This is a genomic window from Njordella aestuarii, assembly GCF_056494165.1.
The window spans coordinates 6,134,129-6,156,970 of sequence record NZ_CM151397.1; the positions used below are offsets into that span (position 1 = coordinate 6,134,129).

14 protein-coding genes are annotated in these 22,842 nt (G+C 51.2%); 2 read left to right on the top strand and 12 right to left on the bottom strand.

Going from position 1 to position 22,842, the window contains the following annotated elements; all coding sequences use genetic code 11:
* Positions 1–238: 238 nt before the first annotated feature.
* Positions 239–3,967, bottom strand: coding sequence for an FG-GAP-like repeat-containing protein (locus SH451x_RS24000; RefSeq protein WP_479359813.1), 3,729 nt, complete (start codon positions 3,965–3,967; stop codon positions 239–241).
* A gap of 124 nt (positions 3,968–4,091) precedes the next feature.
* A complete protein-coding gene (gene acnA, locus SH451x_RS24005; protein ID WP_479359814.1) occupies positions 4,092–6,812 on the bottom strand; it encodes an aconitate hydratase AcnA in 2,721 nt (906 codons plus the stop codon).
* Positions 6,813–7,217: 405 nt separating this feature from the next.
* Here acnA and SH451x_RS24010 point away from each other — a divergent pair, with 405 nt between their 5' ends.
* Positions 7,218–8,180: a hypothetical protein gene (locus SH451x_RS24010; protein WP_479359815.1), complete on the top strand. Its 963-nt coding sequence runs from the start codon at positions 7,218–7,220 to the stop codon at positions 8,178–8,180.
* A gap of 33 nt (positions 8,181–8,213) precedes the next feature.
* Here SH451x_RS24010 and mutS read toward each other — a convergent pair whose 3' ends face one another.
* From mutS to SH451x_RS24050, 8 genes are all read right to left on the bottom strand, one after another.
* Positions 8,214–10,868, bottom strand: a complete 2,655-nt coding sequence (gene mutS / locus SH451x_RS24015; RefSeq protein ID WP_479359816.1) for a DNA mismatch repair protein MutS — start codon at positions 10,866–10,868, stop codon at positions 8,214–8,216.
* A 103-nt stretch (positions 10,869–10,971) separates the two neighbouring features.
* Complete coding sequence (fliG, locus tag SH451x_RS24020; protein ID WP_479359817.1) at positions 10,972–11,970, bottom strand: flagellar motor switch protein FliG; 999 nt, start codon at positions 11,968–11,970, stop codon at positions 10,972–10,974.
* Positions 11,971–12,120: 150 nt separating this feature from the next.
* On the bottom strand, positions 12,121–12,618 hold the full coding sequence (locus SH451x_RS24025; protein ID WP_479359818.1) for a 6-pyruvoyl trahydropterin synthase family protein: 498 nt from the start codon (positions 12,616–12,618) through the stop codon (positions 12,121–12,123).
* Entirely contained in the window at positions 12,593–13,462 is an 870-nt protein-coding gene (locus SH451x_RS24030; RefSeq protein WP_479359819.1) for a triphosphoribosyl-dephospho-CoA synthase, read from the bottom strand. The genes SH451x_RS24025 and SH451x_RS24030 overlap by 26 nt, the downstream gene beginning before the upstream one ends.
* A gap of 17 nt (positions 13,463–13,479) precedes the next feature.
* Positions 13,480–14,304 carry an alpha/beta fold hydrolase gene (locus tag SH451x_RS24035; protein ID WP_479359820.1) on the bottom strand — a complete coding sequence of 275 codons (825 nt, stop codon included), beginning with the start codon at positions 14,302–14,304 and terminating at the stop codon, positions 13,480–13,482.
* A 330-nt stretch (positions 14,305–14,634) separates the two neighbouring features.
* Positions 14,635–15,000, bottom strand: coding sequence for a hypothetical protein (locus tag SH451x_RS24040; protein ID WP_479359822.1), 366 nt, complete (start codon positions 14,998–15,000; stop codon positions 14,635–14,637).
* The gene (locus SH451x_RS24045; RefSeq protein WP_479359823.1) at positions 14,997–16,046 is read right to left on the bottom strand and encodes a glycosyltransferase family protein; all 1,050 of its coding nucleotides are present in this window, start codon (positions 16,044–16,046) and stop codon (positions 14,997–14,999) included. The genes SH451x_RS24040 and SH451x_RS24045 overlap by 4 nt, the downstream gene beginning before the upstream one ends.
* Positions 16,047–16,190: 144 nt before the next feature.
* A complete protein-coding gene (locus SH451x_RS24050) occupies positions 16,191–16,766 on the bottom strand; it encodes an RNA polymerase sigma factor (RefSeq protein WP_479359824.1) in 576 nt (191 codons plus the stop codon).
* Between the two features lie 355 nt (positions 16,767–17,121).
* On the opposite strand from SH451x_RS24050, the gene cysK reads away from it, so the two are divergent.
* A complete protein-coding gene (gene cysK / locus SH451x_RS24055) occupies positions 17,122–18,063 on the top strand; it encodes a cysteine synthase A (RefSeq protein WP_479359825.1) in 942 nt (313 codons plus the stop codon).
* A gap of 87 nt (positions 18,064–18,150) precedes the next feature.
* On the opposite strand, the gene recQ is transcribed toward cysK, so the two are convergent.
* Both recQ and SH451x_RS24065 read right to left on the bottom strand, forming a co-directional pair.
* The gene (recQ, locus tag SH451x_RS24060) at positions 18,151–20,325 is read right to left on the bottom strand and encodes a DNA helicase RecQ (protein WP_479359826.1); all 2,175 of its coding nucleotides are present in this window, start codon (positions 20,323–20,325) and stop codon (positions 18,151–18,153) included.
* A gap of 62 nt (positions 20,326–20,387) precedes the next feature.
* Positions 20,388–22,583, bottom strand: a complete 2,196-nt coding sequence (locus tag SH451x_RS24065; RefSeq protein WP_479359827.1) for a prolyl oligopeptidase family serine peptidase — start codon at positions 22,581–22,583, stop codon at positions 20,388–20,390.
* Between the last annotated feature and the right edge of the window lie 259 nt (positions 22,584–22,842).

Below are 22,842 nucleotides of genomic sequence, written 5' to 3' on the forward strand. Positions count from 1 at the left end.
TAGTGCGGCACAGTAACTTCAAAAACAGACAAATCATAAAGCGTTCGAGAACCCTTTTGGGCTCCTACAACGAAACTGCTATTAGCATGATTCGCACTATTGCAATCAACAAGCTTCTTCAGCACGAAGCCCCGAAACTCCACTGCAGCAGGTGGAGATGAATCCCTACAAACATCGAAATCGGCACGGATTCGACAATTGACTAGCGAAATCTACCCCAGCGTTCAAGTTACCGCTTTCATAGTTCGCGAAGCGTCTCTTTCCAAAACGCCTGAAATGATTGTTCACGAGTGAGCGTATCTGCATTCAGACGCTCAACCTCAAGCAACTGTTCCCGCTGTGTTGCAGGCGATGGGTAACTCTGCATCGCCTTGAACGGCAGGGGAAGGCTTGATTGCCCGGTAATCGTATTCAAATCGGCATCTTTGTCCCAGCCGACGTTGTGCAAGATGAAATCGCGCACATAGCCCTCTTTGACTGGTTCCACAGGCATAGCAAATCGCACAACTAATTCGTCTCCACTTCCCATCACAACCATATGGTCATCGTCGTGAGCGATGATCTCACGACAATTGCCGTAGCGCGTATACAGCCCTGACATGGGAAGCCATTTCGGTTGCGTGGACACATTTTGATAATCGTACCAATGCGGTTGATTTCGCTCGCGGGGCATCAACGCAGAAAAGCCTCGGAACTGCAAATCTGCGGAATCAAGCTCAAGCGCAACCGCCTGCTGAATTGAGTTATTTGAGCCTTCGATAAAATACGCTTGATCCCAGTAGAGTTCTGCCGAAGTCTTAATGCGAATACTCTTCGTTGACGAAGCTATCTTGCCAGACAAGTCAACGACGATGGTCTTAGGCTTCCCGCCAGGAAATCCCATGAAATCTGTTATCAGTTCTTCCGTGCCCGAATCGTCGACGGCCACAATACTTGGCGGAACTGGCCCAGTCAGATGCGGATTCTGGCCGATACCGATATTCAACGAGGTATCGGTTGGGCATAACCAACCTGATAGCACGAGTTGTAGACCATTAACGTTGAATGTCTGCGGAAGTTCGATTTCTAGGTAGTGCTCGTTCACTAGCCCTTGGCAAATGTATTCATCGAATGGAACCGCGACTTGCCCGTCGTAGTCCCTCATTTGCTCTGTCCAATCGCGTCCTTTTGCATCAGCTATTTTGGAAGGCTTTATCGATTTTTCGTACGTCCACAGTCCCGGCATGGCAATAGAATCAGGGCCAACTTTTTCGTTCGTGAGTACAAACGATTCTGCGGGGTGGTCGAACACAAGCAACTCAACTTGATCAAAATACGCTGCCTCCCACAGCTCTTCTGTCAGTCGAATTTCATATGCTCCCTTGTACGGCTGCATCAGATGCCGAGGAAGCGACAAATACTCCCAACGTCGGCCAGGAAGCACCTTACCACGTTCTACCTGCAATCCCAACGGCGCATTCCATAAGCAGTCTGTAATCAATTGCCACTTTTCACCATCGAAACCGTACAAGAATGGACAGGAGCCTTTCAATTCTTGCTTTATTTCAATTTGTTCATCCAGTTTGGGGTCAAGCACGGTCTGGGTTAGACCGTTAGGGAAAATTATTCTCAAGCTATACGGCTTGACTTTTTCACCTACTCCAAAGATCGTCGATGGCCCTGTAACGCTTCGCGATTGATATGAATCGGGACTGAACAACTCCAGCATAGCTCCGATCGCATACTCGTTATTGTTGCCGCCGCCATTGTCACTGATCCCTTTGATCCGAATTGAAACAAAACTCCCGTCCATTTCCAGCGTTGGTTTGTAGAGCATCAATGTCTCAGGATGCTTCACGACGATCGTCGCCGCGTGCTGGGCAGAGGAATTGTCGATCGTCGTCGCAAGTCCTCGCTTCCCGTCAACAACAGAAGTCTTTTTCTGAAAGCCGAATTCGTCGGTAGAATTCTGCCAAAGAACATCGACACCCGATTGGTGCGAAACCAGCAGATCTTGCCGAGCATCGAGATCGAAATCTCGTACAAAAGCGCTTGTTAGGCCAACAGCATCGATCGTTACCGACGTGGAAGGCAGTACATCTTTGCCAGGAATCGTCGTCGTGCGCAGTACGGAGATCTGATCTTTTTTCGTAGCCACCCAGTCCCACGATACATTGCCATCAAAGTCAGCAAACTGCAGGTTGCTTGCATCTGCAAGTACCGACCATTCTCCAGTCAAATCGCGATAAACGAATTGACCATGTTGAATGTTCTCAAGGACACCTACTCCATCCTCAAAAGAAATCATAATATCGATATCGACGTCATGATCGTAGTCGCAAGCAGCAATGGCGGATACTTTGCGATCCGATGGCGGCATGTCACTGGTCGAATCCGCTTCCAGGAAATTTCGTGCGCCGCGATTCATGAACAGACGGACTTGGCCATCGACAATCACAGCGAGATCGAGATCGCCATCAGCTTCGAAGTCTAACGGCGTAACGTGCGCTACGTTGCCTTCCAATGGAAGCCCCGTTTTGCTCGAGTCAACTAACGATAGACGCGGCAATCCTTCCGGGACTGACTCTTCAACAGCGACAATCCGAATACCAGCGGACGTTCCGACAACCAGATCACGCAACGTCGAATGTCGTATATCTCCCAACGGCATGTTATGAATCTGCCGTCGGGACGACGATTGAACTTCAAACAGATCGACAGGGACAATAGTGTTAATCGGTGCGTCGATATCGATCGCTGCAAGCATGCTTTCCAGGGTATTGGTCGCATTATCAATATTGATGCCGAAAAGCTGCACCGTTTGACTTTGGGCCATAAGCAATTCGGGCTGCAGATCTATATTCCAATCAAACAGTTGTAGTTGAGTAATTTCGTCAGTTTTAACTGTCTCCGGATTGTTGATGATGGCCACGCTCTGCCACGCTTGCCTTGCATCAGACTCTAGGTCAGAAATACTGAGATCCTTTGTCACGCGGGTTTGGTCGACCGCGAATCTTTCGTAGGCGTTTTGAATGCGCACCATTACCAGCGGGCTTATATCATCGGTTCGTTTGGAATCGACACGATAGCGCGGTGTCCCAAGCAGTGTATTGGCCCAACGAAGAAAGGTTTCGAAAAACTCGTCTGGCTCTGTTTGAAATTTAGCGGCAGCCTCTCGGAGCGACTGCGAGATGTCTTGACCACCCATGCTACTGCGCATCAACCAATCGACGGGTCGTGCAATTTCAATGGCAGGTTCGACCAAATCCACCAGCGATGGGTCTCTCAGTTCGATCTTCCGCAGTATCAAGCTCCGCAGGAGAAACGCGTTTCGCGGGTTAGCTTCGTATGCCACTTGCAAAGGTTCGGTAACGAGTTTCTCTAGCGATTCGTCGCGAAGCTTCAAAGATTCTACGACAAACATAAGCTTGGCCGTGAGAATCGGATCGCCTGGGAACTGTTCTACATATTTCAGAATTTTGTCTAGCAATGTTCGTCGCATGGACGCGGCGATCGTGTTAGGAAGCTGATCGATGCGTTTCGTTTCCGCCATAACGGCCAACCTCGCAAGCTCCACATTGTTAGGCTCCAGTTCCATTGCAGTAGCAAGCGATTTATCTAGCTGCTCAAAGATGCCCGGAAACTCGGCGCGCAGCGACTGCTTCTCCTCGGCAGTCGTTTCATTCAAAGCGATACGGCCATTGATATTGTCTATCTTTGTCAGCAAAGCAATGATTTTGTTTTGCATGACGGCTGCATCCAGTTCGTCTTGCGAGAGATCGTTGAAGATCTCGAGTGCTTCATCGGCTTTGAGGTTTTCCAAGAGAGAAACGCCGCGCACAAACTCGGCGAGCTTATTTGCTTCCGTTGAAACATCAGAGCTATCGCCGGAGTCAGGAAGGACTACGCCCTGTTGCCTTGGCCAGAACGCCCAAGCCAGTGCACCGACACCCACGACCAACAGCATGAGGATCGCAAGCTTTTTCATTTTTTCGCCTTGTCCGCTTACCCAGAGAATGCATGGTCACTCAAAGCTACTACGGCCCACTGAGTAGTGAGCCGTGGCTTAAAGTAAATGCGGCCACAAAGCGAGCCGCGACTGTGTACTTAGTTTAGCACCCAGCCAGCTTGCGTAGAACGGTAGGCAGAATACCGCCATTTCGATAGTAATCGATCTCCACTGGAGTATCGATCCGCACGAGAGCTTCGAAGGTTTTTACACTTCCATCGGCTGCCGTTGCCTTAACCGTAATGGTGCTGCGCGGTTCGAGCGAATCGTTCAACCCTTCGATGTCGAAGACTTCTTCTCCGGTAAGCCCCAGCGTTTTCGCCGATTGGCCAGGCATAAACTGCAGAGGCAGGATGCCCATACCAACCAAATTACTGCGGTGGATACGTTCATAGGAAACTGCGATGACAGCCTTTACGCCTAACAAAAGAGTGCCCTTGGCCGCCCAGTCACGGGACGATCCAGTGCCATACTCTGCACCGGCCAAAATAATAAGCGGTGTGTTCGATGCCTGGTATGCGATGGCCGCGTCGTAGATCGGCATAATGTCACCTTTGGGCAGCAATCGCGTAACACCACCTTCAACGCCGGGAGTCAATTCATTGCGGATGCGGATGTTCGCAAACGTGCCTCGCACCATGACTCGGTCGTTACCACGACGAGCTCCGTAGCTGTTAAACTCTCGAGGCTCAACGCCATGTTCTCGCAAGAACTTGCCGGCGGGGCTGTCTTTGGCAATCGAACCTGCCGGGGAAATGTGATCGGTTGTTACCGAATCACCTAACATGGCAAGCACGCGAGTCCCTTTGATTGCTCCAATTGGCTTAACGTTTTTGTCGATACCTTCAAGAAACGGTGGTCGTTGTATGTAGGTGCTGTCCGATACCCACGAATACGAATCACCCGCAGAAACGGGGATCGCATTCCAAGCAGCATTGGCCGTAAATGCGCTTTGATACTGCTTCAGGAACATTTCTGGCTGAACAGCAGCTTCGACAGTTGCAGCGATCTCGGTTGAGCTCGGCCAAATGTCTCGCAAGTAAACAGGCGTTCCGTCTTGATCGTTACCAATCGCTTCGGTTTCGAAATCAATATCGATTCGACCAGCTAGCGCATATGCGACTACCAATGGCGGACTCGCCAGATAGTTTGCCCGTGTAAGCGGATTTACGCGACCTTCAAAGTTGCGGTTGCCGCTGAGTACCGCGGTAGCCACAAGGTTGCCCTCAGTAATGGCGTTGCCGACGGCTTCTGGTAATGGGCCGGAATTGCCGATACATGTCGTGCACCCGTATCCAACCACGTGAAAGCCTAGTTTTTCCAGCGGTTCGATAACCTCAGCGGCGACCATGTAGTCGGTAACCACTCGCGAACCCGGCGCAAGGCTGGTCTTCACATAAGACTTGCTTTTCAAGCCCCGAGCGACTGCTTTTTTCGCAAGTAAGCCAGCACCTAACATAACCGATGGATTAGAGGTATTGGTACACGAAGTGATCGCCGCGATGACTACCGAACCATGAGTAATTTGGCTGTGGTGATCGCCATCAGCGACGGTAGCCGTCGATGCCAACTGAGCGCTTTGCAAGCCGAAGCCTCGTTCGGCAATCGGCGCGACTAACGCCTTTTGAAAGCTGTTCTTCACCGTCGTCAACGGAACGCGGTCCTGCGGGCGTTTCGGTCCTGCCAAAGCTGGCTCGATGGTGCTCAAGTCCAACTTCATCCGTTTGGTGTACTTGATGTGAGCAGCCGATTCGTCAAGGAACAGCCCCTGAGCTTTGGAATAACGCTCAACCAGATCCACTAACGATTCGTCGCGGCCAGTTCGGCGCAAGTAACGCAATGTTTCGTCGTCGATAGGAAAGAAGCCCATGGTCGCCCCGTACTCTGGAGCCATGTTGGCAATCGTCGCGCGATCGGCCAGCGTCATTTTGGCGACGCCGGATCCGAAGAATTCCACAAACTTTCCGACGACGCCTTCTTTTCGCAACACTTCGGTCACGCGCAATACCAAGTCAGTCGCCGTCGCAGTTGTCGAAAGCTCTCCGACGATTTCGAACCCTACCACTTCTGGCATCAGCATGTACAGCGGTTGCCCTAACATGGACGCCTCGGCTTCGATTCCACCAACGCCCCAGCCCAAGACACCAAGTCCGTTGATCATCGTTGTATGCGAGTCGGTTCCGACCAGCGAGTCAGGATAAGCGACAGGTCCAGTTTCGTCGGTACCCTGGAAGACGGCGCTTGCGAGATATTCCAAGTTGACTTGATGGACAATCCCCGTGTTAGGAGGGACCACTCGGAAATTGTCGAAAGCTTGCTGGCCCCAACGCAAAAACTCGTAACGTTCGCTGTTCCTTTCAAATTCCACTTCGACGTTTTTTTGCAACGCCATTTCGCTTCCGAAGTAATCGACCTGAACCGAGTGGTCGATTACGAGATCGACTGGGATGAGTGGATTGATTTTGTTGGGATCGCCGCCCAAGGCCTTCATACCATCACGCATGGCAGCCAAGTCGACGACGCACGGAACCCCGGTAAAATCCTGAAGAACGACGCGCGCCGGCTTGAAGGGGATCTCCAGCGATGCAGGCTTTTCTGCATTCCAGGCGGCCAAATTCTTCACGTCCTCTTCGGTCACCACGTATCCATCGCAATTGCGGAGGACCGATTCAAGAAGAATTCGAATGGAATAAGGCAGTTGCGAAACTTTACCAAGCCCCGCTTCTTCCAACTTTGACAGGCGATAATAGCCGATCGTGCCTTCTTTTAATGCAAGTGTATCGCGGGCGGAGAATGGGTCGTGTTTCCGAGATTCGGTCGACATAGGCTAAGGACTTTTCTGGACGTGTCTAAAATTTCCAACAAAATACAACGTTTTCACGCCTGCAACCGCGTTTCAAATTCCATCGAGCGGCTAATGGGATTGTAACTGACGCTAGTTGGATTGTCATGATGATCTGATCTTCAAGCTGGTACTCAACCTTAAAATCTCGCTCAGCGTCCATCTTTACTTTGCAGACCGGCCGAATCAATGAGGCAAAATGCGGCACTTGGGCAATCCAGACAGGAAGGAGAAGCTTTTCTGCAAATTCGGAAAGATCTGTCGGCAACGATCGTGACGGTTCGATGGATGGTAGTGGAAACGTGTTTTCTATCAGCTTAGGTGCAATCCACTTCCTTGATAGACGACACAACGAACCTTAGCTTTAGGAATTGGAGTGCCGTTGGCATGTTACGCTTCGCCCGACTTCTCGAAACCAAACGTCCCACCAGCCTGACTCTTTTCCGTTCGGCATTGCTCGGTATGGGGCTAAGTGCCGTGCCACTTGCATCAAACCTAGTTAGTTGCGAACACTGCGTGGAACGTGCTACGCATGCTGGATCTTGTGATGCGTGCGGTGGTTCAGTTGCGTCTAACTGCGACAGTGGAAGTTGTGGTAGCCGTGATCGGTCGCTGTCCCTGCCTCGCCTAGGCGCACGATTCATGGATTCGCTGGATCACGCAACCGACTCTTTTGAACGTTCATTCGGCGAAATTCTGGGTGGCCGAAGCGCCTCTGTGTGCTCCTGCAGCGATACGTCATGTGCCGACCTTGTGCCCTGCGGCGCATGCGATGCTGGCGAGAATCCGCATGCTTACTTCGAGCAATTTACATCCGCACCGACAACTCACAACCACAGTCCGTCCACACCTCAAAGCGCCGCACCGAAATTGAATTCATTGCTCCAACCTCCCACAGAAGCCCACGACCATTCGATTGTTCCAGCATTGCCTCCGTCGGTCGATGTGCCTCCAGCGACTCCATCGCAAGACTATTTGCGAGATCCTTTCCGTGACGATGCACGATACAAGCCGAACACGAAAACTCGCCAGCTGAATCGTTACACAATGACCAACCAGGAATCGTCAGCTGCCGACCAGACAGAACGCCGGGAAATTGCTAAGGACACCTCGACGGTTAACCGCTACGCATCATCCAAGCCAGCGAAGCCAACTGTAAAGACAGCATCGTTTACTTCGGAAACGCGGCCAGTCTCGAAACCCTCGGCTCACGCGATTCGTCGCAGCATCTCGAGTGAAGCACTTGCAGTTGAACAAACAGAGCCCAAGAGTTCGCGACGCGACTACTACATCTCTCAAGACAAACCAAGCGTTGTACAAGCAGCGGCCACGATTGATCTGAGTCGATAGTAAGCCAGATCGTGTTCGCAAGTGACTGGCATACTACCCTTGTTCTGCTTGAGCTTTGATTTGCTTCAACACCTCAAGAGCCTGAGCAGGATCGATTTCATCGAGCGACATACGCTTTAATTTTTCGACGACTGGATGATCGGTAAGCTGAAACAGAGTCATTTGAATGGCGCTGCGTTTTTTCTCGCGAGCCGGAATGACTTTCGACTGCCCCTCTTTCTGCAAGTGCTCAAGTTCAAGTTGAGCGAGGATATCTCGAGCGCGATCGTTGACACTGGCTGGAATACCTGCCAGTCGAGCAACGTGGATTCCGTAACTGCGATCTGCGCCGCCTGGAACAATTCGGTGCAAGAAGATGATGTTCTCCTCCCATTCTTTCACTGCGACATTGAAGTTGCGGACGCCGGGAAGCGATCGTTGCAAGTCGATCAGTTCGTGGTAGTGCGTGGCGAAAAGTGTTCTCGGATCACTACCATCATGCAGATGCTCTATGATAGCCCACGCTAGAGAAAGACCGTCATACGTGCTCGTACCGCGACCGACTTCGTCCAAAATTACCAACGAGTGCTTGGTCGCGCGATTCAAAATCCGAGCTGTTTCAACCATCTCGACCATGAAGGTACTTTGGCCGCGAGATAGCTCATCGCTTGCCCCAACTCTGGCAAAAACTCGGTCGGCGATCCCAACGACGGCTTTATCGGCCGGGACAAAACAGCCAATTTGAGCCATCACCGTGATCAATGCGACTTGACGGATATACGTACTTTTACCGGCCATGTTAGGTCCGGTGATCAAGTGAATCCGTCCGTGTTCACTTCCCAACAGCGTATCGTTAGGAGTGAACTTTCCTTGCACCATAATGGAATCGAGAACCGGGTGCCTGGCCTCAAAGAGCTCTAGAATTGGCTCTTCCGTCATCAATGGCTTGACGTAATTTCGTTTTTTCGCGACTTCTGCAAAGCCACATAACACATCTAGTTCCGCGAGAGCCCGAGCTGTCTTTTGCAAAGATGGGATAATCTGGTGGACTGCTTCGCGGAGTTCGACGAACAGTTCGTATTCGACTTCTCTTGCTTTGTGCTCGGCCCCCAATATTTTCTCTTCGTATTCTTTCAGTTCTTCCGTGATATATCGCTCGGCATTTTTTAGCGTTTGCTTACGTACAAAGTGAGCAGGCACGCGATCGCGATGCGTGTTTGTGACTTCAAGGTAATAACCAAAGACACTGGTGTATCCGACCTTCAAAGAGGTAATGCCTGTCACCTTTGTCTGTTCGGCTTGATACTGCGCAATCCACTGCTTTCCTCCGCCAGCAAGATCTTTCAATTCATCAAGTCGACCGTCGTAGCCAACGCGGATGAAGCCACCTTCACGCAGCAACAATGGGCATTGATCAACAAGCGCTGCGGATAATTGTTCTGCTACATTGTCTTGTAGTTCAACATGGTCGTTCAGCATCATCAATCGCGGCGCCATGCGTAGGTCAAGCAACGCTTTGATACGCGGCAAGACTTGCAAAGTTCGAGCGACTTGCTGCAGATCCCGAGGACCACAACGTCCAGTTGCGACTCGAGATGCAAGACGGTCGAGATCGTAACTTTCCTTAAGTAGATCCCGCAGAGACTCTCGCAGTCGATTGTCGCGTGAAAATTCAAGCACGGCGTCAAGCCGCATATTGATCTGTTCGATGTCGACCAGGGGAGCCGCCATCCACTGAGCCAAAAGTCGTGATCCGCTAGCCGTCACACAGTCGTCCAAACATTCCAGCAAGGTACCTGCGCGTGTACCGTTGCGAGCGCTGCCGGTAAGCTCCAAGGACCGGCGAGTGGAAGCGTCAATCTCGAGAAAACGACTGATCTTGGCAGGCACTAAGTTGGAGATATGCGAGAGGCTGATCCGCTGCGTCTCCATAAGGTAACTAATCGCAGCGCCTGCCGCTTGAATTGCTGGCCGGTCACCTTCTTCCCAGCCCATGCCTTCAAGACTACTCACCCCAAAATGTCGATAAAGTGCACTCGTAGCCTCCTCGTGGTTAAAATGCCAAGATGGCCTAACCGTACAAGGCACACGAGCGGACGCGTTCGTGCCGACGATCTCTTTCAGTAACTTCAAAAGTTCGTCGTCGTTCTCACTCAAAACAATTTCGCTTGGGTCGAGCCGTGCCAGTTCGTCTTCCAGCGAACTCAAACGCACCGTGTTGGCTTCGAATCGCCCGGTAGATAATTCCACCCACGCGATGCCCAAGCCTGCTTCTTCCACTGATTTGCGGTTATGAGCCCGATCCTTTCCTTCGCTAGCGCGGCAGATGGATAACAGCAGGTTGGACGCGCGAGGATCCAAGAGCGCGTCGTCGGTCAAAGTCCCGGCTGACACGATCCGTTGGACCTCGCGGCGCACGATGCCCTTGGCCGTCTTCGGATCCTCAACTTGCTCGCAAACGGCAACACGGTAGCCAGCGCGAATTAGTTTGCCGATATAACCTTCCAACTGATGGTGTGGAAAGCCTGCCATGGGAACTGGATTTTCGCCTTTGTCGCGAGACGTAAGCGTTAGCCCCAAAACTCGCGCGACAACTCGAGCATCTTCGTGGAAGAGTTCATAGAAATCGCCCATGCGAAAGAACAGCAGGGCATCGCCGCTGGCCTGTTTCGCTTCTTCATACTGCTTCATCATTGGTGATAGATTCATGCGTTGCATGATACTAAGTCACCGCCGTTGCGTAGAGCCCGCGCGGGCAAAGGCTCGGAAAAACTATGAAAGCAGAAACGCTAAACAGCTACGTTGCAAACACTTACGACACAAACTGTTCTTCGCCGTCGCTGGCAGGTCGGGCGAGCTGGCCGCCGTCTTCCAAATTGCGGACGATGTCGACGATCTTTTGCTGCGTCTGTTCGACATCGGCAAGTTTCACACGGCCCAAGAATCCCATTTCTTCTTTGAGGATTTCGGCCGCACGCTGCGACATGTTCTTCATAATCTTGTCCTGCAATGTTTGGCTTGCACCCTTCAAAGCCATCGCCCATTGCGAAGTTTCGACGTTCTTCAGCACCATCTGAATGTCTTTGTCACTCAGTTTTTGGAGGTCTTCGAAGACGAACATCAATCGCCGAATCTCGTCAACCAATTCAGCATTCTCGTTGCCGAGTGATTCCAAAACGGCTCGTTCGGTAGCTCGGTCGGAAACGTTGAGAATCTCCGCCACTGCCGGTGCTCCACCAGCCTTCTGGAACGACTGACTCATGAACATCGCCATTCGCAGTTCGAGTGCTTTTTCAACTTCGTCGATCGCTTCTGGGCTAGTTTGCCCCATCTCCGCGATTCTTCGGATTACATCGATCTGCTTTAGAGGTGGAATCCCTTGCAAGATCGCCGCAGCCGTTTGAGGCGGTACGTGCGAGATTACCAACGCAATTGTTTGCGGGTGTTCGTCGATGATAAAGGAAAGAATGTTTTGCGGATCAGCTTTCTGCAAAAACCCAAACGGCAGACTTTCCAACGTCTGCTGGAGAACGCTTAGCATATCGCCAGCATCACGCCCGAGCGCTTTCTTGACCAGCGCTTTCGCCTTCTCAAGTCCCCCGGTACTCGTTCCCAAAGAGCTTGGCTGGCTGCTAAAGAACTCGTTGATAACGCGTTCTTGTTCACTCCCGCTGACTTCCGTAATCTGCGCAATCGCTAGCGACACCGATTCCACTTGACGCGCCGGTAGCCGCGAGAGCAACATGGCTGCTTCGTCTTCCTCCAAGCACATCAGCAGAATTGCTGCTTTTTTTACGCCGTCTAACGCCAATTTCGCATCCTACAGAAAACGAAGCTCAAGTGCTCTCATGAAAGCACGGCACGTATCTATAGGTATCGTCAACACCGAACCGAGCAGTTCAGCCAACTGTGCGGCAGATCAGGCTTCGCAACTTTGCAACATGCAAAACCGTTACAGATGTTACGAATTCCAGTCGACGCGACAGATTCCCCACTGGCCGTTGTTTTCGTCGACGCCAATTTCTAGCCAATCCAGGGTATGGCTGATTTTAGGCTTGAGCATCTGCAACGCTTCGCCAGCGATCCACTCCGCGATCTCTTCGGCGGTCGTGTTGACGACCGGCAGAATAAAACAATCTTCCTTTGGAAAGACCCAACGCTTTTCGCGGAAGGTCACGGTGACCTCGCGTGCGTCGGGTTGCACTTTGATCATCGCATGCTTGCTCGGCAACAACATATGATGATCCAGTTGCTTGACGATTTGTGCTAGAGCGTCACGGAAGGCAATAAAGTCGATCACATACCGATTCTCGTCCAACGTGCCCGCGATCTCGGCACGAACACCATAGTTGTGACCATGCAAACATTCGCAAATGTCGCCTGCGAAGGTAATAAAATGTGCTGCCGAAAAAACAAGCTGTTGCTTGAGCAGTTTAACGCGAAATTGTGCTTGAGTCATATAATTCTGGATTCTGGTAAATACACACAAAAATTGCTGCGGCGATGAGGTCAGCGGTCGTCCCCGGATTTAGCCGATTGCTGTCACTGCGGAGGTATTTGTCGAAGCTATTCCATGCCAGTTGGTATGTTGCGCTTCCATAACTTCCTGCATCACGTACCTCGCACGCTTTGACTTGAACGAACTCGGCAATTTCAAATCCGCATTTTCTCGCGATCAATGTGTCTGGATGGGCCGCGAGCCGTTCTATTTGCAAAGCAGTAATAGCATCGGACATTGCCCAATCCGATCTTAACAGCTCGGACAGCCTGGTACCAAGAGTATAGACGTCGGCAAAGTTCGTCACGTATTGTTTCGCTATGTCGTCGTACGTGGCAGCGATCTGCATCGCATCGAGCAGATCCTTTGGCGCTGCGCTATGAACGTCGTACTTATCCGAAGCGTTTAACCCGCCGGGCTTTGCAACGCGTATTGCCTCGTAAATTTGCTTCGAATCGTGTTGATCGAGGCCCGCTAGAACTTGCGCAGTGGCAAGTCCGCCATAGGGCTCCTGACTTGATGCGAGCTGAGCCGCTTTTGCCAGCGGCGCCAACAAAAGAATGATTCCGAGATTAGTATTCTTGCCAATGGCGTTGCGGACGCCGATGACCGCATCCAGCACCCAACGCCCAACATTGGCCTCCGGCTGCTGAAGCCACGCGTCGGCAACAATAGTCGACGAGTGAATAAAATCAGCGTGGTTTACGTCGCTAAAGGACGCAGACGGATGCACGTTCCCTGCCTTTACCGCATCGACTTCAAGTCGACACGCTGTTTCTACAAGTTCAAAGATGCCCGAATTCATGGCTGCATAGATGCCGATCAAGCGGGCCTGTCCAAGAGATGGAGCAATTCCTCTAGGACCTCGTCAGGCGCTTCTTCCATGACGTAATGCCCAACATCATTCAAAACCCGAGTATGATTCTCACCCAGATTTTTTTGCAAGCGAGTTAGACATTCCATGCGGAAACACCAATCCTTTTCACCCCAGACAAATGATTTGGGTTTACTCCTGAGCACCACCAGCCGCTTCTCTAGTGCTGCAAGCACTTGATAGGTCCGGTGACCGGTCGTTAGTGGAATATCTTTTACGAATCGATCGATGCCGACGCGATTGCTTGGGCTGTCATAGGGGAACAATAGACCGGCCTTGGCCTCTGGCGAAAGTCGATCGAGTCGATCGATGGCCATAAACGTTGCCGCACGCGCAAACGCGTTTCCATAAATCATCGCCATGGAACCTAACACAGGGATACGACATGCGGCGATTCGCAGCGGCACATATGGCGGTGGAAATGCCGCAGTATTCAAAATCATTAGTTTGGAAAATCGATCTGGCATCGCAACCGCAGCTCCCAGACCGATTGCCCCACCCCAATCGTGCACCACCAGCACTATCCGCTGCAAATCTAAGTCGGTGATAAACGCAATTAAATTGTCTATATGGGCCTGCAGACAGTAGTCGAACGTCTTCGGTTTGTCGCTCAAGCCACATCCCAAGTGATCGATGGCAATCGTACGGCAATGGGATTTGAGACCTGTCAACAAGCTACGATAGTAGAACGACCATGTCGGATTGCCATGGATACAAAGCACTGTTTCGTCGGCCAGATTCTGCTGCGTGGTACCGTTCTCCACATAATGCATCCGATATTTTCCAAGACTAAAATACCGCGATTCAAACGGGTATTCGGCTCGCCAATCAATCTGCCCCACCGAGGTTGTCGTTTCTACTTAAGAGAACTGCTCAAATGAAATGTCGCGTGTCAGAACCGAGAAAAGGCTTTCGTCCGTTCGTCGGCTGATAGCCCCCGTTCAAGGACTCTTCCGCCAGAGTAAGACGCCGACTTTTCTTCGTTCGATGCTAAGTTACCCGGCAGGGTATTCCTTCCGCAATGACTCCCTGGGATTTTGCGACGAGACGCAAGGCTTACTTGGGTACATTGAGGGGAGCGTTCCGGAAGGCAGAACAACAAGCTAAGACGAACTGTCTTTTAGTTCAAACGACCGATCAAGTGAACTTTCTTCACCATTGGCTAGAAAAATGCGGACTCTTGCTGCCCAGCAAATCTTGAGAATCTTTCCGCGGTAGCTGTGTGGTCCCGAAGGCAGGTCGGTCTGAAATGAAAGCTTTGCCTCCTGATTGCGATCCGGCAGTTGAGCGGCTGGAATTCGCCGGAAGAAGTGCACGTTCAAGTCTTCTGTGCCTTTACCTTCAGTGAACCAAATCACCGAGACTTCGATCGCGTTGCAGTTTTCCAGCGCAGCCGGCGTGAACATCACGTCAAACTCAAGCCGCTCACCTGGACAATACGTTGGACGTAGGCCGCAGATTCGCGTCAAGATAACGCAACTTCCTTCTCGATTTCCAGCTCCCGAGGATACACCACCACGGGGAAATTTCGGCAAAACGATGGCCATCGGCTCACGTCTCCTTCCACGACAACTTTCCAAGCAATCGCATTGTGAGGACTAACAAAGGAATGCATCGCACCCACCGGCACCTGCAAGTCACAATTCAATTGTAAGGGATCTCCATCTTCAATTCGAACACGCCCTTGATTCAACAGCGGAATTCGTTGGATTTCCTGTGCTTCAGTTCGCACGTCAGTCCCGAAATGGTACGTCGCACGCTCTTCGCAGACTAGCGCTACTTCTAATTTTTTTATCGACATTCTGCCATGCTGCACCACCTGCATGCGGACAAACTCTCCGGCGCGAAGAGGAAGCTGGGCTATTTCAACTACGGTCGAACCAATTCGCGTCGCATAGAAAAGCTCGACCATAAAACGTCGCGTGAGCTGAACAGCTACGTAGATAAATCCGATGATGATTACGATTGCAAACCATCCGGGATTGCCCAATAGAAATTTAGCAACTACCAAAGTTGCCAAAACCATGACGAAAGCATCCCAGATCATGACCAACAAGCCGGTAAAAAGGATGCGATTCGTCTGAGGATAAAGCTCAGGCAGGCGATATCGCAAATGCACCCCAGGACTGTCGGTATAGCGTGTCAGAGCAGGCAAGTACCTGAATTTTCGCTTGGCTTGGGCTGAGGTCTGCGGGCCGTTGGCGAAGTTTCCGCGGACGAGTGCAGCGCGATGTTCGTCACTGATCGCCACTGTCATCAGGTGATAAACAAACCCAAGCCCGCCTATCCCAATGAAGCTGACCGAAACCAAAATCAACAGCCAAAAACCATAGCCAATCGAAAAGACATTCGTTTCTGGTGAAACCAACTGCCAGCCGATCACCAACGTCAGCGCAGCAACTCCCAGGAGCGTCAAAGCGCCAAAATAGGCCACTTCGCTCACGCGGCCGATCAGCCACCAGCCGCTCATCCGTTCGCCGCGTTTTTTTCCCCACAGCCGCAACGGCCGCTTCATAAATCGCCCTTTTGAGTTTTACAGATCCTGAACCGGCTACATCGTAATCATCCACAGCCGTCCTGGAAGCGACCTTCCGCGACAACAAAGCCTTCTACCATGCGATTCAACGAAAAACTCCAACGCCGCAAAAAGACGCGTCAATCAGAAATCAGACCAATCCGATCGCTTTTCTAACAGCGACTTCAATTGTCCACGGGCTCGATTTAACCGCGAGCGCACTGTTCCAAGCGGCATATTGAGAATTTCCGCAATGTCCTCGTAACTCATCGCCTGCATGTCTCGCAAAACCAAGATGGCTCGATGGTCGTCGCTCAATTCAGCGATCGCTTGCTGGACGGCCGCGATTTGTTCCGTTTGAACCATCCGCGATTGTGGATTTTCCAGCGGCGAGACAGGTTCGCTACCCGACGTTTCACGAGCCAGTTCCAGCGATTGCGACGGTTTGCGTCTCCTTCGACGCGAAAGAGCATTGTTAAAGGCGATCCGATAAACCCAAGTGTAGAAGCGACTGTTCATCTGGAACGTATCGAGCTTCAAATACGCCTGGACGAAAGCCTCTTGCACAACATCTTCGGCTTCTTCAAGCGACCCAGTGACGTGAAACATGGCGTTGAAAAGTCGGTCTTGGTACAGATTCACCAAGCATTCGAATGCTTGCGTCTGGCCTTCCAGGGCGGCGTAAACCAAAACTGTCTCATCGTGGTTATCCGCTGACAAATGTAAAAACCTTACTCAAACAACTTTCGACGCCCACTTTTACGATCCGCTTCGCAAAAGTGTAGATGCTTTCTCAGCCGCTGGGTCACGGCTTCCACATGCGAAAATGACTAGCTATTTATCGTAGCGAGACTTTGCTAGCGCATCGATCCAGCATGCTACCCAATACGGTGTTCCTTCTAAATGCCGCGAGCCACCCTAAAGTACCGGGCAGAAGCAGAATTATCCCTGCTATTTCCCCAGTTTGTAAGTTCGGCTACGCTAAGCCGTACTGTGATTAGACGACTTTAGCAGTACAATCCGAGCTGATTTATCTACAAAACAAACATTCTTTCTACCCTACAAATTGGTCCCCATGAGTCAAGCAAAGTCCTACGATTCAGTAATCCAAACTGTTGGAAATACGCCTCTCATTCGCATCAACCGTCTTGTGCCGCAGGATCACGCAACCGTGCTGGCCAAATGCGAGTTCTATAACCCCCTCAGCAGTGTTAAAGATCGCATTGGTTTGGCGATGGTGGAAGACGCCGAGAAATCCGGCAAGCTCAAAAAAGATACACACATCATCGAACCGACCAGCGGCAACACAGGCATTGCATTGGCCTTTGTATGCGCCGCCAAGGGCTACAAGCTAACGCTAACAATGCCCGAGTCGATGTCAGTCGAACGCCGTGCGCTGCTTCGAGCACTGGGAGCCAACCTTGTGTTAACGCCAGCTGCCGATGGCATGAAAGGTGCCATCAACAAGGCAACCGAACTCACCAGCAATGACTCTTCAGCTTGGATGCCTCAGCAATTTGAAAACCCTGCCAATCCAGCCGTCCACGAACGGACCACAGGGCCAGAAATCTGGGAAGCGACCGGCGGCAACATCGACGCCATTGTGGCGGGTGTCGGAACCGGAGGCACAATCACGGGCGTCGCGCGTTACATCAAGGCACGCAATCCTAACTTTAAAGCGATCGCGGTAGAACCCAAGCATTCACCCGTAATCAGCGGCGGACAACCTGGAAAACATCGCATCCAAGGTATTGGTGCTGGATTTATCCCCAAGAACCTCGATACGTCGCTCGTTGATGACATTGTCCAAGTCGAAGACGAAACCGCCTTCGAATGGGGACGACGTCTAGCTCGTGAAGAAGGCATCATGGCTGGAATCTCAAGCGGTGCCAACATGTGGGCTGCGGCGCAAGTCGCCGCTCGGCCTGAATTCAAAGGTAAACGCATCGTGACCATCATGTGCTCTCTTGGAGAGCGCTACTTGTCGACGCCGCTCTTCGCCGACCTCGGCAGCTAAACAGCGGTATGCACTAAACGATAAAGCCAAACCTGTTTGCCGTTAAAGCATTGATCTTGCTTGGTCCATGACGACCAAGCAAGCGAGCTAAGTTTGCATCGACCTGTTTTCCAAGCATGTGACTGCGGTGCGAATCCTATCGTAAGAAATTTGCCCTTCGAAAAATTCGTAAACAGGCTTTAGCCTCCGCTCCACCATTAGATGCGATTGAGCCGCGATCTTTTCCAGCACCTCGTTCTCCACCCAGGGTGTTGCGTCTAACATCTTGTTCAGCCGCAGATAGTCCTGCAAGTACTGCCATACAGTAGACTCCGACCTGCCTATCTTGGAAGCGATCTCCGCGATGGGCTCACGTCTTTCAAAGTATGGAAATGCGATTATTGAAGTTGTTCTGACGGCTAGGTCTACGATTTGCGAAGAAGTTGAACCAGTTGCTTGATCGGTCGCCACTGCGTTTTCGGCACAATATTTTGTAATGCAATCTACGAATACTTCCGCGTAATCTTCTTTCTTGCGTTCTCCAACGCCTTTGATCTTTGCAAACCCGTCGATGCAACTTGGACGAATCCGGGCAAGCTCAAGTAATGTAGCATCTCCAAAGATAATGTACGCTGGCACCGCGTGCTCTTTCGCCAACTGACCACGCAATTCTCGGAGCTTTTCAAAAAGTCCGCGATCCACTCCCTCCCACGAGGTTCCCGTCCCCGTAGAGCTCCGTTTAGTTGTTTTTGTAGCTGCCGCTGTTAGGCGCGGGTTGCCATCGCGTCGCAGAAGTCGACGTCCGGTATCGGTAACGTTTAGTGTTTGATACTCTCCCGACCGGTCCAAATACCCTTGCCCAATTAATTGTTCGATCCACTGCTTGATAGAAGATTCGTCATCCTCTTTGAGCAAACCAAACGTGCTCAGACGGTCATGTCGCTGCTCAACAATACGCGGATTTGATTCTCCTCGTAAGACCTGCGCCGTGTATACGACCCCAAATCTCTCCTCCAGACGCAGCACACAAGACAGGATTTTTTGACTCAGCGTAATCGGATCTGGAACCAGTTCGAGTTCATCCAAGCAAACGTCGCACGCTCCACAATTTTCATGCGGATAAGGTTGCCCGAAATACACAACCAACGACTTATGCCGACAGACTGGATTCGCACATAGTCTGTACATTGCATCCAGCGACTGAAATGCGCCCAGGTTCACGTCGCGATCGCCGCCATCAAGGATCTTCTTCCACGTTACAACGTCAGCCGCCGAGTAAATTAACACGCATTCGGACGGGAGCCCGTCCCGGCCGGCCCGTCCGCTCTCCTGTTGATAGTGCTCAATCGACTTAGGCATTCCAGCGTGCACCACATAACGCACGTTAGGCTTATCGATCCCCATTCCAAACGCGACCGTGGCGACGATAATATCGCATCGCTCTTGAATAAACGCTTCCTGGTTAGCTTTACGCGATTGATCGTCTAACCCAGCGTGGTATGGCAGAACGGCATGCCCTAATTGTTGAAGCACACCAGCGGTTCGTTCGACCTCCTTGCGACTTATGCAATAAACTACGCCCGATTCGCCACGGTGCCGTTGCACTATCGCCTGCACTTGACGCATCCTTCCGTCTGTACGCAGCATTCTGTAGGTTAGATTGGGACGATCAAAATCCCCCACTAGTACCTGCGGGCTGGAAAGCTGTAACTGAGCGACGATATCCTGACGCACGGCCTCCGACGCAGTCGCTGTAAAGGCATGAACTGCGGCGCTGGGGAAGAGAGTCTTTAAGGCGCTCAATCCCCGATACTCGGGCCGGAAATCATGCCCCCAACTGCTTATGCAGTGCGCTTCATCGATCGCGAAAAATGACACATTGGCCTTCTGCAGAAAATCTAAAGTTCGCTGCAACAGCAATCGCTCCGGCGCAATATAGAGCAATTTAATTTTTCCCGCTGATACGCGAGCAGCAACATCTTGCTTTTCCGCATTGCTCTGCGAACTATTTACATAAGCAGCACCCACGCCGCATGCGACCAACGCATCAACTTGATCCTTCATCAGTGATATCAATGGGGAAACGACGACTGCCATCCCGTCCATGCAGAGTGCAGGAGCTTGAAAACAGATCGACTTGCCGCCCCCAGTCGGCAGAACCGTTACGCTATCGATCTGATCCAAAACACATTGAATCGATTCTTCTTGCAACGGTCTGAAGGCGTCATAGCCCCAAACACGACTCAGCACATTGTAAATCTCGGTATTTGCTAAGACCGTCATTGAAGCACTCCTAAGCTATTTCATAACTCCATATTTCTATTCCGTATTCCATTCAAAGACGCCTACTTCGCAGTCTCCATCTGAAGACTCTCAACCAGGAACGCATATGTGTCTGCGGTTTGCTCAATGAGCTTGGTGGTCGATGTACCAGCCCCGTGACCCGCCGAAGTCTCGATTCGTATGAGCACGGGAGCATCGCCTTGATGTGCTTGCTGTAGTCGTGCTGCAAATTTGAAACTGTGACCGGGTACAACACGATCATCGTGATCGGCAGTGGTCACTAGCGTCGCAGGGTAAGAGGTCCCGTCTTTCAAATTGTGGTATGGCGAGTAGGCGAACAAAGACGGAAATTGTTGCGCATCATCGCTGCTGCCGTATTCACTAGTCCATGCCCAACCAATGGTAAACTTCTGAAAACGTAGCATGTCCATGACCCCAACACCCGGCAGCGCGGCACCGAACAGTTCCGGCCGCTGTGTCATTACTGCACCTACGAGTAGCCCGCCATTGCTGCGCCCCGAGATGGCCAACTTCTGCGAGCTTGTATACTTCTCTTTGACTAAGTACTCTGCGCCTGCAATAAAGTCATCGAATACGTTTTGCTTTTTGTCAAACATGCCGGCCTCGTGCCACGCGCGGCCATACTCCCCACCACCGCGTAAATTTGCGACAGCGTAGAGCCCACCCATCTCCATCCAGACCAAATTAGCCGGAGAGTATCGCGGAGTCACCGAAATATTGAAACCGCCATACGCATAGAGGATCGTGGGAGTGTCGCCTTCCTTCTTCATCCCTTTTTTGTAGGACAGAATCATCGGAACGCGCGTCCCATCCTTGCTGGTGTAAAACACTTTTTCTGTTTGATAGTCATCTACTGAGAAACTGACTTCCGGCTGCTTCCATAGATCCACGTCATGGCTTGTGACTTTGAGATGGTAGATCGCAGGCGGAGTAATGTAATTCGTGAAGCTGAAAAACGTCTCGTCGCTCTCACGCTTGGCCGAAAAACCACTCACTGTCCCAATCCCGGGTAGCTCCATTGTGCCGAGCGATTTGCCTGTCGAGTCAAAGCGTTCGATTTGACTGGTTGCATCCACTAGGTAGTTCAAAAACAACGTCGAATTAATCAGCGACGCAGATTCGATCGTTTCGCCACGCGGGGGCACAATGCTTATCAGTTCGTCACTTTGACGCTTTTGATTTGCAACATCAACGTCGATCGCGACTACGCGCCTGGTATCAGCTTCGTTGTCCGTTAAGAAATATAGTCGTTGAACGGCATCGGCTGCATCATTTCCAAGATACAAATAAGAAGATTCGAACTCACCGATCAGCGCAAAGGGTTGTTTGGTAGTTGCATCCACCTTTCCATTCGGCAATGGCGACAGATAGACTAAGTTCCGATCCTCAGTACCTCGGGAAACACTGATGATTAGAAGCTTACCGTCGTCGCTGACGTGGCCGTCAAAGCCCCACTCTTTTTGGTCTTTGCGTTCATAGATCAACTGGTCTTTGTCTTGCGTCGTTCCAAGCTCGTGGTAGTACAGCTTCTGAAAATAGTTGATTCCACTGTACTGCTCGTCAGATTTGGGCTCATCGAAGCGGCTGTAGAAAAAACCCTTACCATCTTTTGTCCAAGAGGCACCGGAGAACTTCACCCACTCGATTGTATCAGCAGTGTCCGTAGCCGTTTCAACGTCTCGTACCTTCCACGTGTTCCAATCGCTTCCGGCATTCGCCAAACCGTAAGCAACAAACCTTCCATCGTCGCTGACCTGCCAGTTCGTCAACGCAACAGTTCCATCAGCGGAGAGTGTGTTGGGATCGAGCAGAACACGTTTGTTCGAACCGTCTAGCGATTTCGCGACGTATAGCACACTTTGATTTTGCAGGCCATCATTGTAGGTAAAGAAGTAGTTTTCTCCGTGCTTTTCAGGCAATCCATACCTTTCATAATTCCACACCTCAGTTAGCCGTTCACGAATCGAGTCTCGTTGCGGGATGCTTGCGAGATATCCAAATGTTGCCGCATTCTGAGCCTTAACCCATTCCGCAGTTTTGTCCGATTCCGTATCTTCCAGCCATCGAAACGGGTCTGCCACTTTCGTACCGTGGTAGTCGTCTAACTGCTCAACCACGTCGGTCTTCGGAATTTGAACTTTAATCGATTTCAACTTATGCTCCTGCGCGAATGCTGGCAAAACGACCGTACTTAAACCGACCAATGCGAACGTAGCAGCGTGCAAAGGTCGTGACATCTGCAGGCAAGAAAAAGAGGGCCAATGAATCGAACTTCCAAAATAGAGCCATTTGCTCATATCACCGTGCCTTATCGTTTTAGACTATCGCTTAAAATCGGTTGCTGGGTGGTCTTTCGAATTACCTACCGAGCAGCGCAACATCGTGGTAGCTCAATAGCCTAACAACTTTTGAAGCAGATGTCATTCAAAAGTGTTCCGTGCAATGCTTTAGATGGCCGACGCAGCCACGAAGCCGCAACCATGCCCCTTGGAAGTC

Coding starts and splice junctions, on each gene's coding strand:
- SH451x_RS24000 (WP_479359813.1), bottom strand. CDS start 3,967: ATGAAAAAGCTTGCGATCCTCATGCTGTTGGTCGTGGGTGTCGGTGCA.
- acnA (WP_479359814.1), bottom strand. CDS start 6,812: ATGTCGACCGAATCTCGGAAACACGACCCATTCTCCGCCCGCGATACA.
- SH451x_RS24010 (WP_479359815.1), top strand. CDS start 7,218: ATGTTACGCTTCGCCCGACTTCTCGAAACCAAACGTCCCACCAGCCTG.
- mutS (WP_479359816.1), bottom strand. CDS start 10,868: ATGAATCTATCACCAATGATGAAGCAGTATGAAGAAGCGAAACAGGCC.
- SH451x_RS24025 (WP_479359818.1), bottom strand. CDS start 12,618: ATGACTCAAGCACAATTTCGCGTTAAACTGCTCAAGCAACAGCTTGTT.
- SH451x_RS24030 (WP_479359819.1), bottom strand. CDS start 13,462: ATGAATTCGGGCATCTTTGAACTTGTAGAAACAGCGTGTCGACTTGAA.
- SH451x_RS24035 (WP_479359820.1), bottom strand. CDS start 14,304: ATGCATTATGTGGAGAACGGTACCACGCAGCAGAATCTGGCCGACGAA.
- SH451x_RS24045 (WP_479359823.1), bottom strand. CDS start 16,046: ATGAAGCGGCCGTTGCGGCTGTGGGGAAAAAAACGCGGCGAACGGATG.
- cysK (WP_479359825.1), top strand. CDS start 17,122: ATGAGTCAAGCAAAGTCCTACGATTCAGTAATCCAAACTGTTGGAAAT.
- recQ (WP_479359826.1), bottom strand. CDS start 20,325: ATGACGGTCTTAGCAAATACCGAGATTTACAATGTGCTGAGTCGTGTT.
- SH451x_RS24065 (WP_479359827.1), bottom strand. CDS start 22,583: ATGTCACGACCTTTGCACGCTGCTACGTTCGCATTGGTCGGTTTAAGT.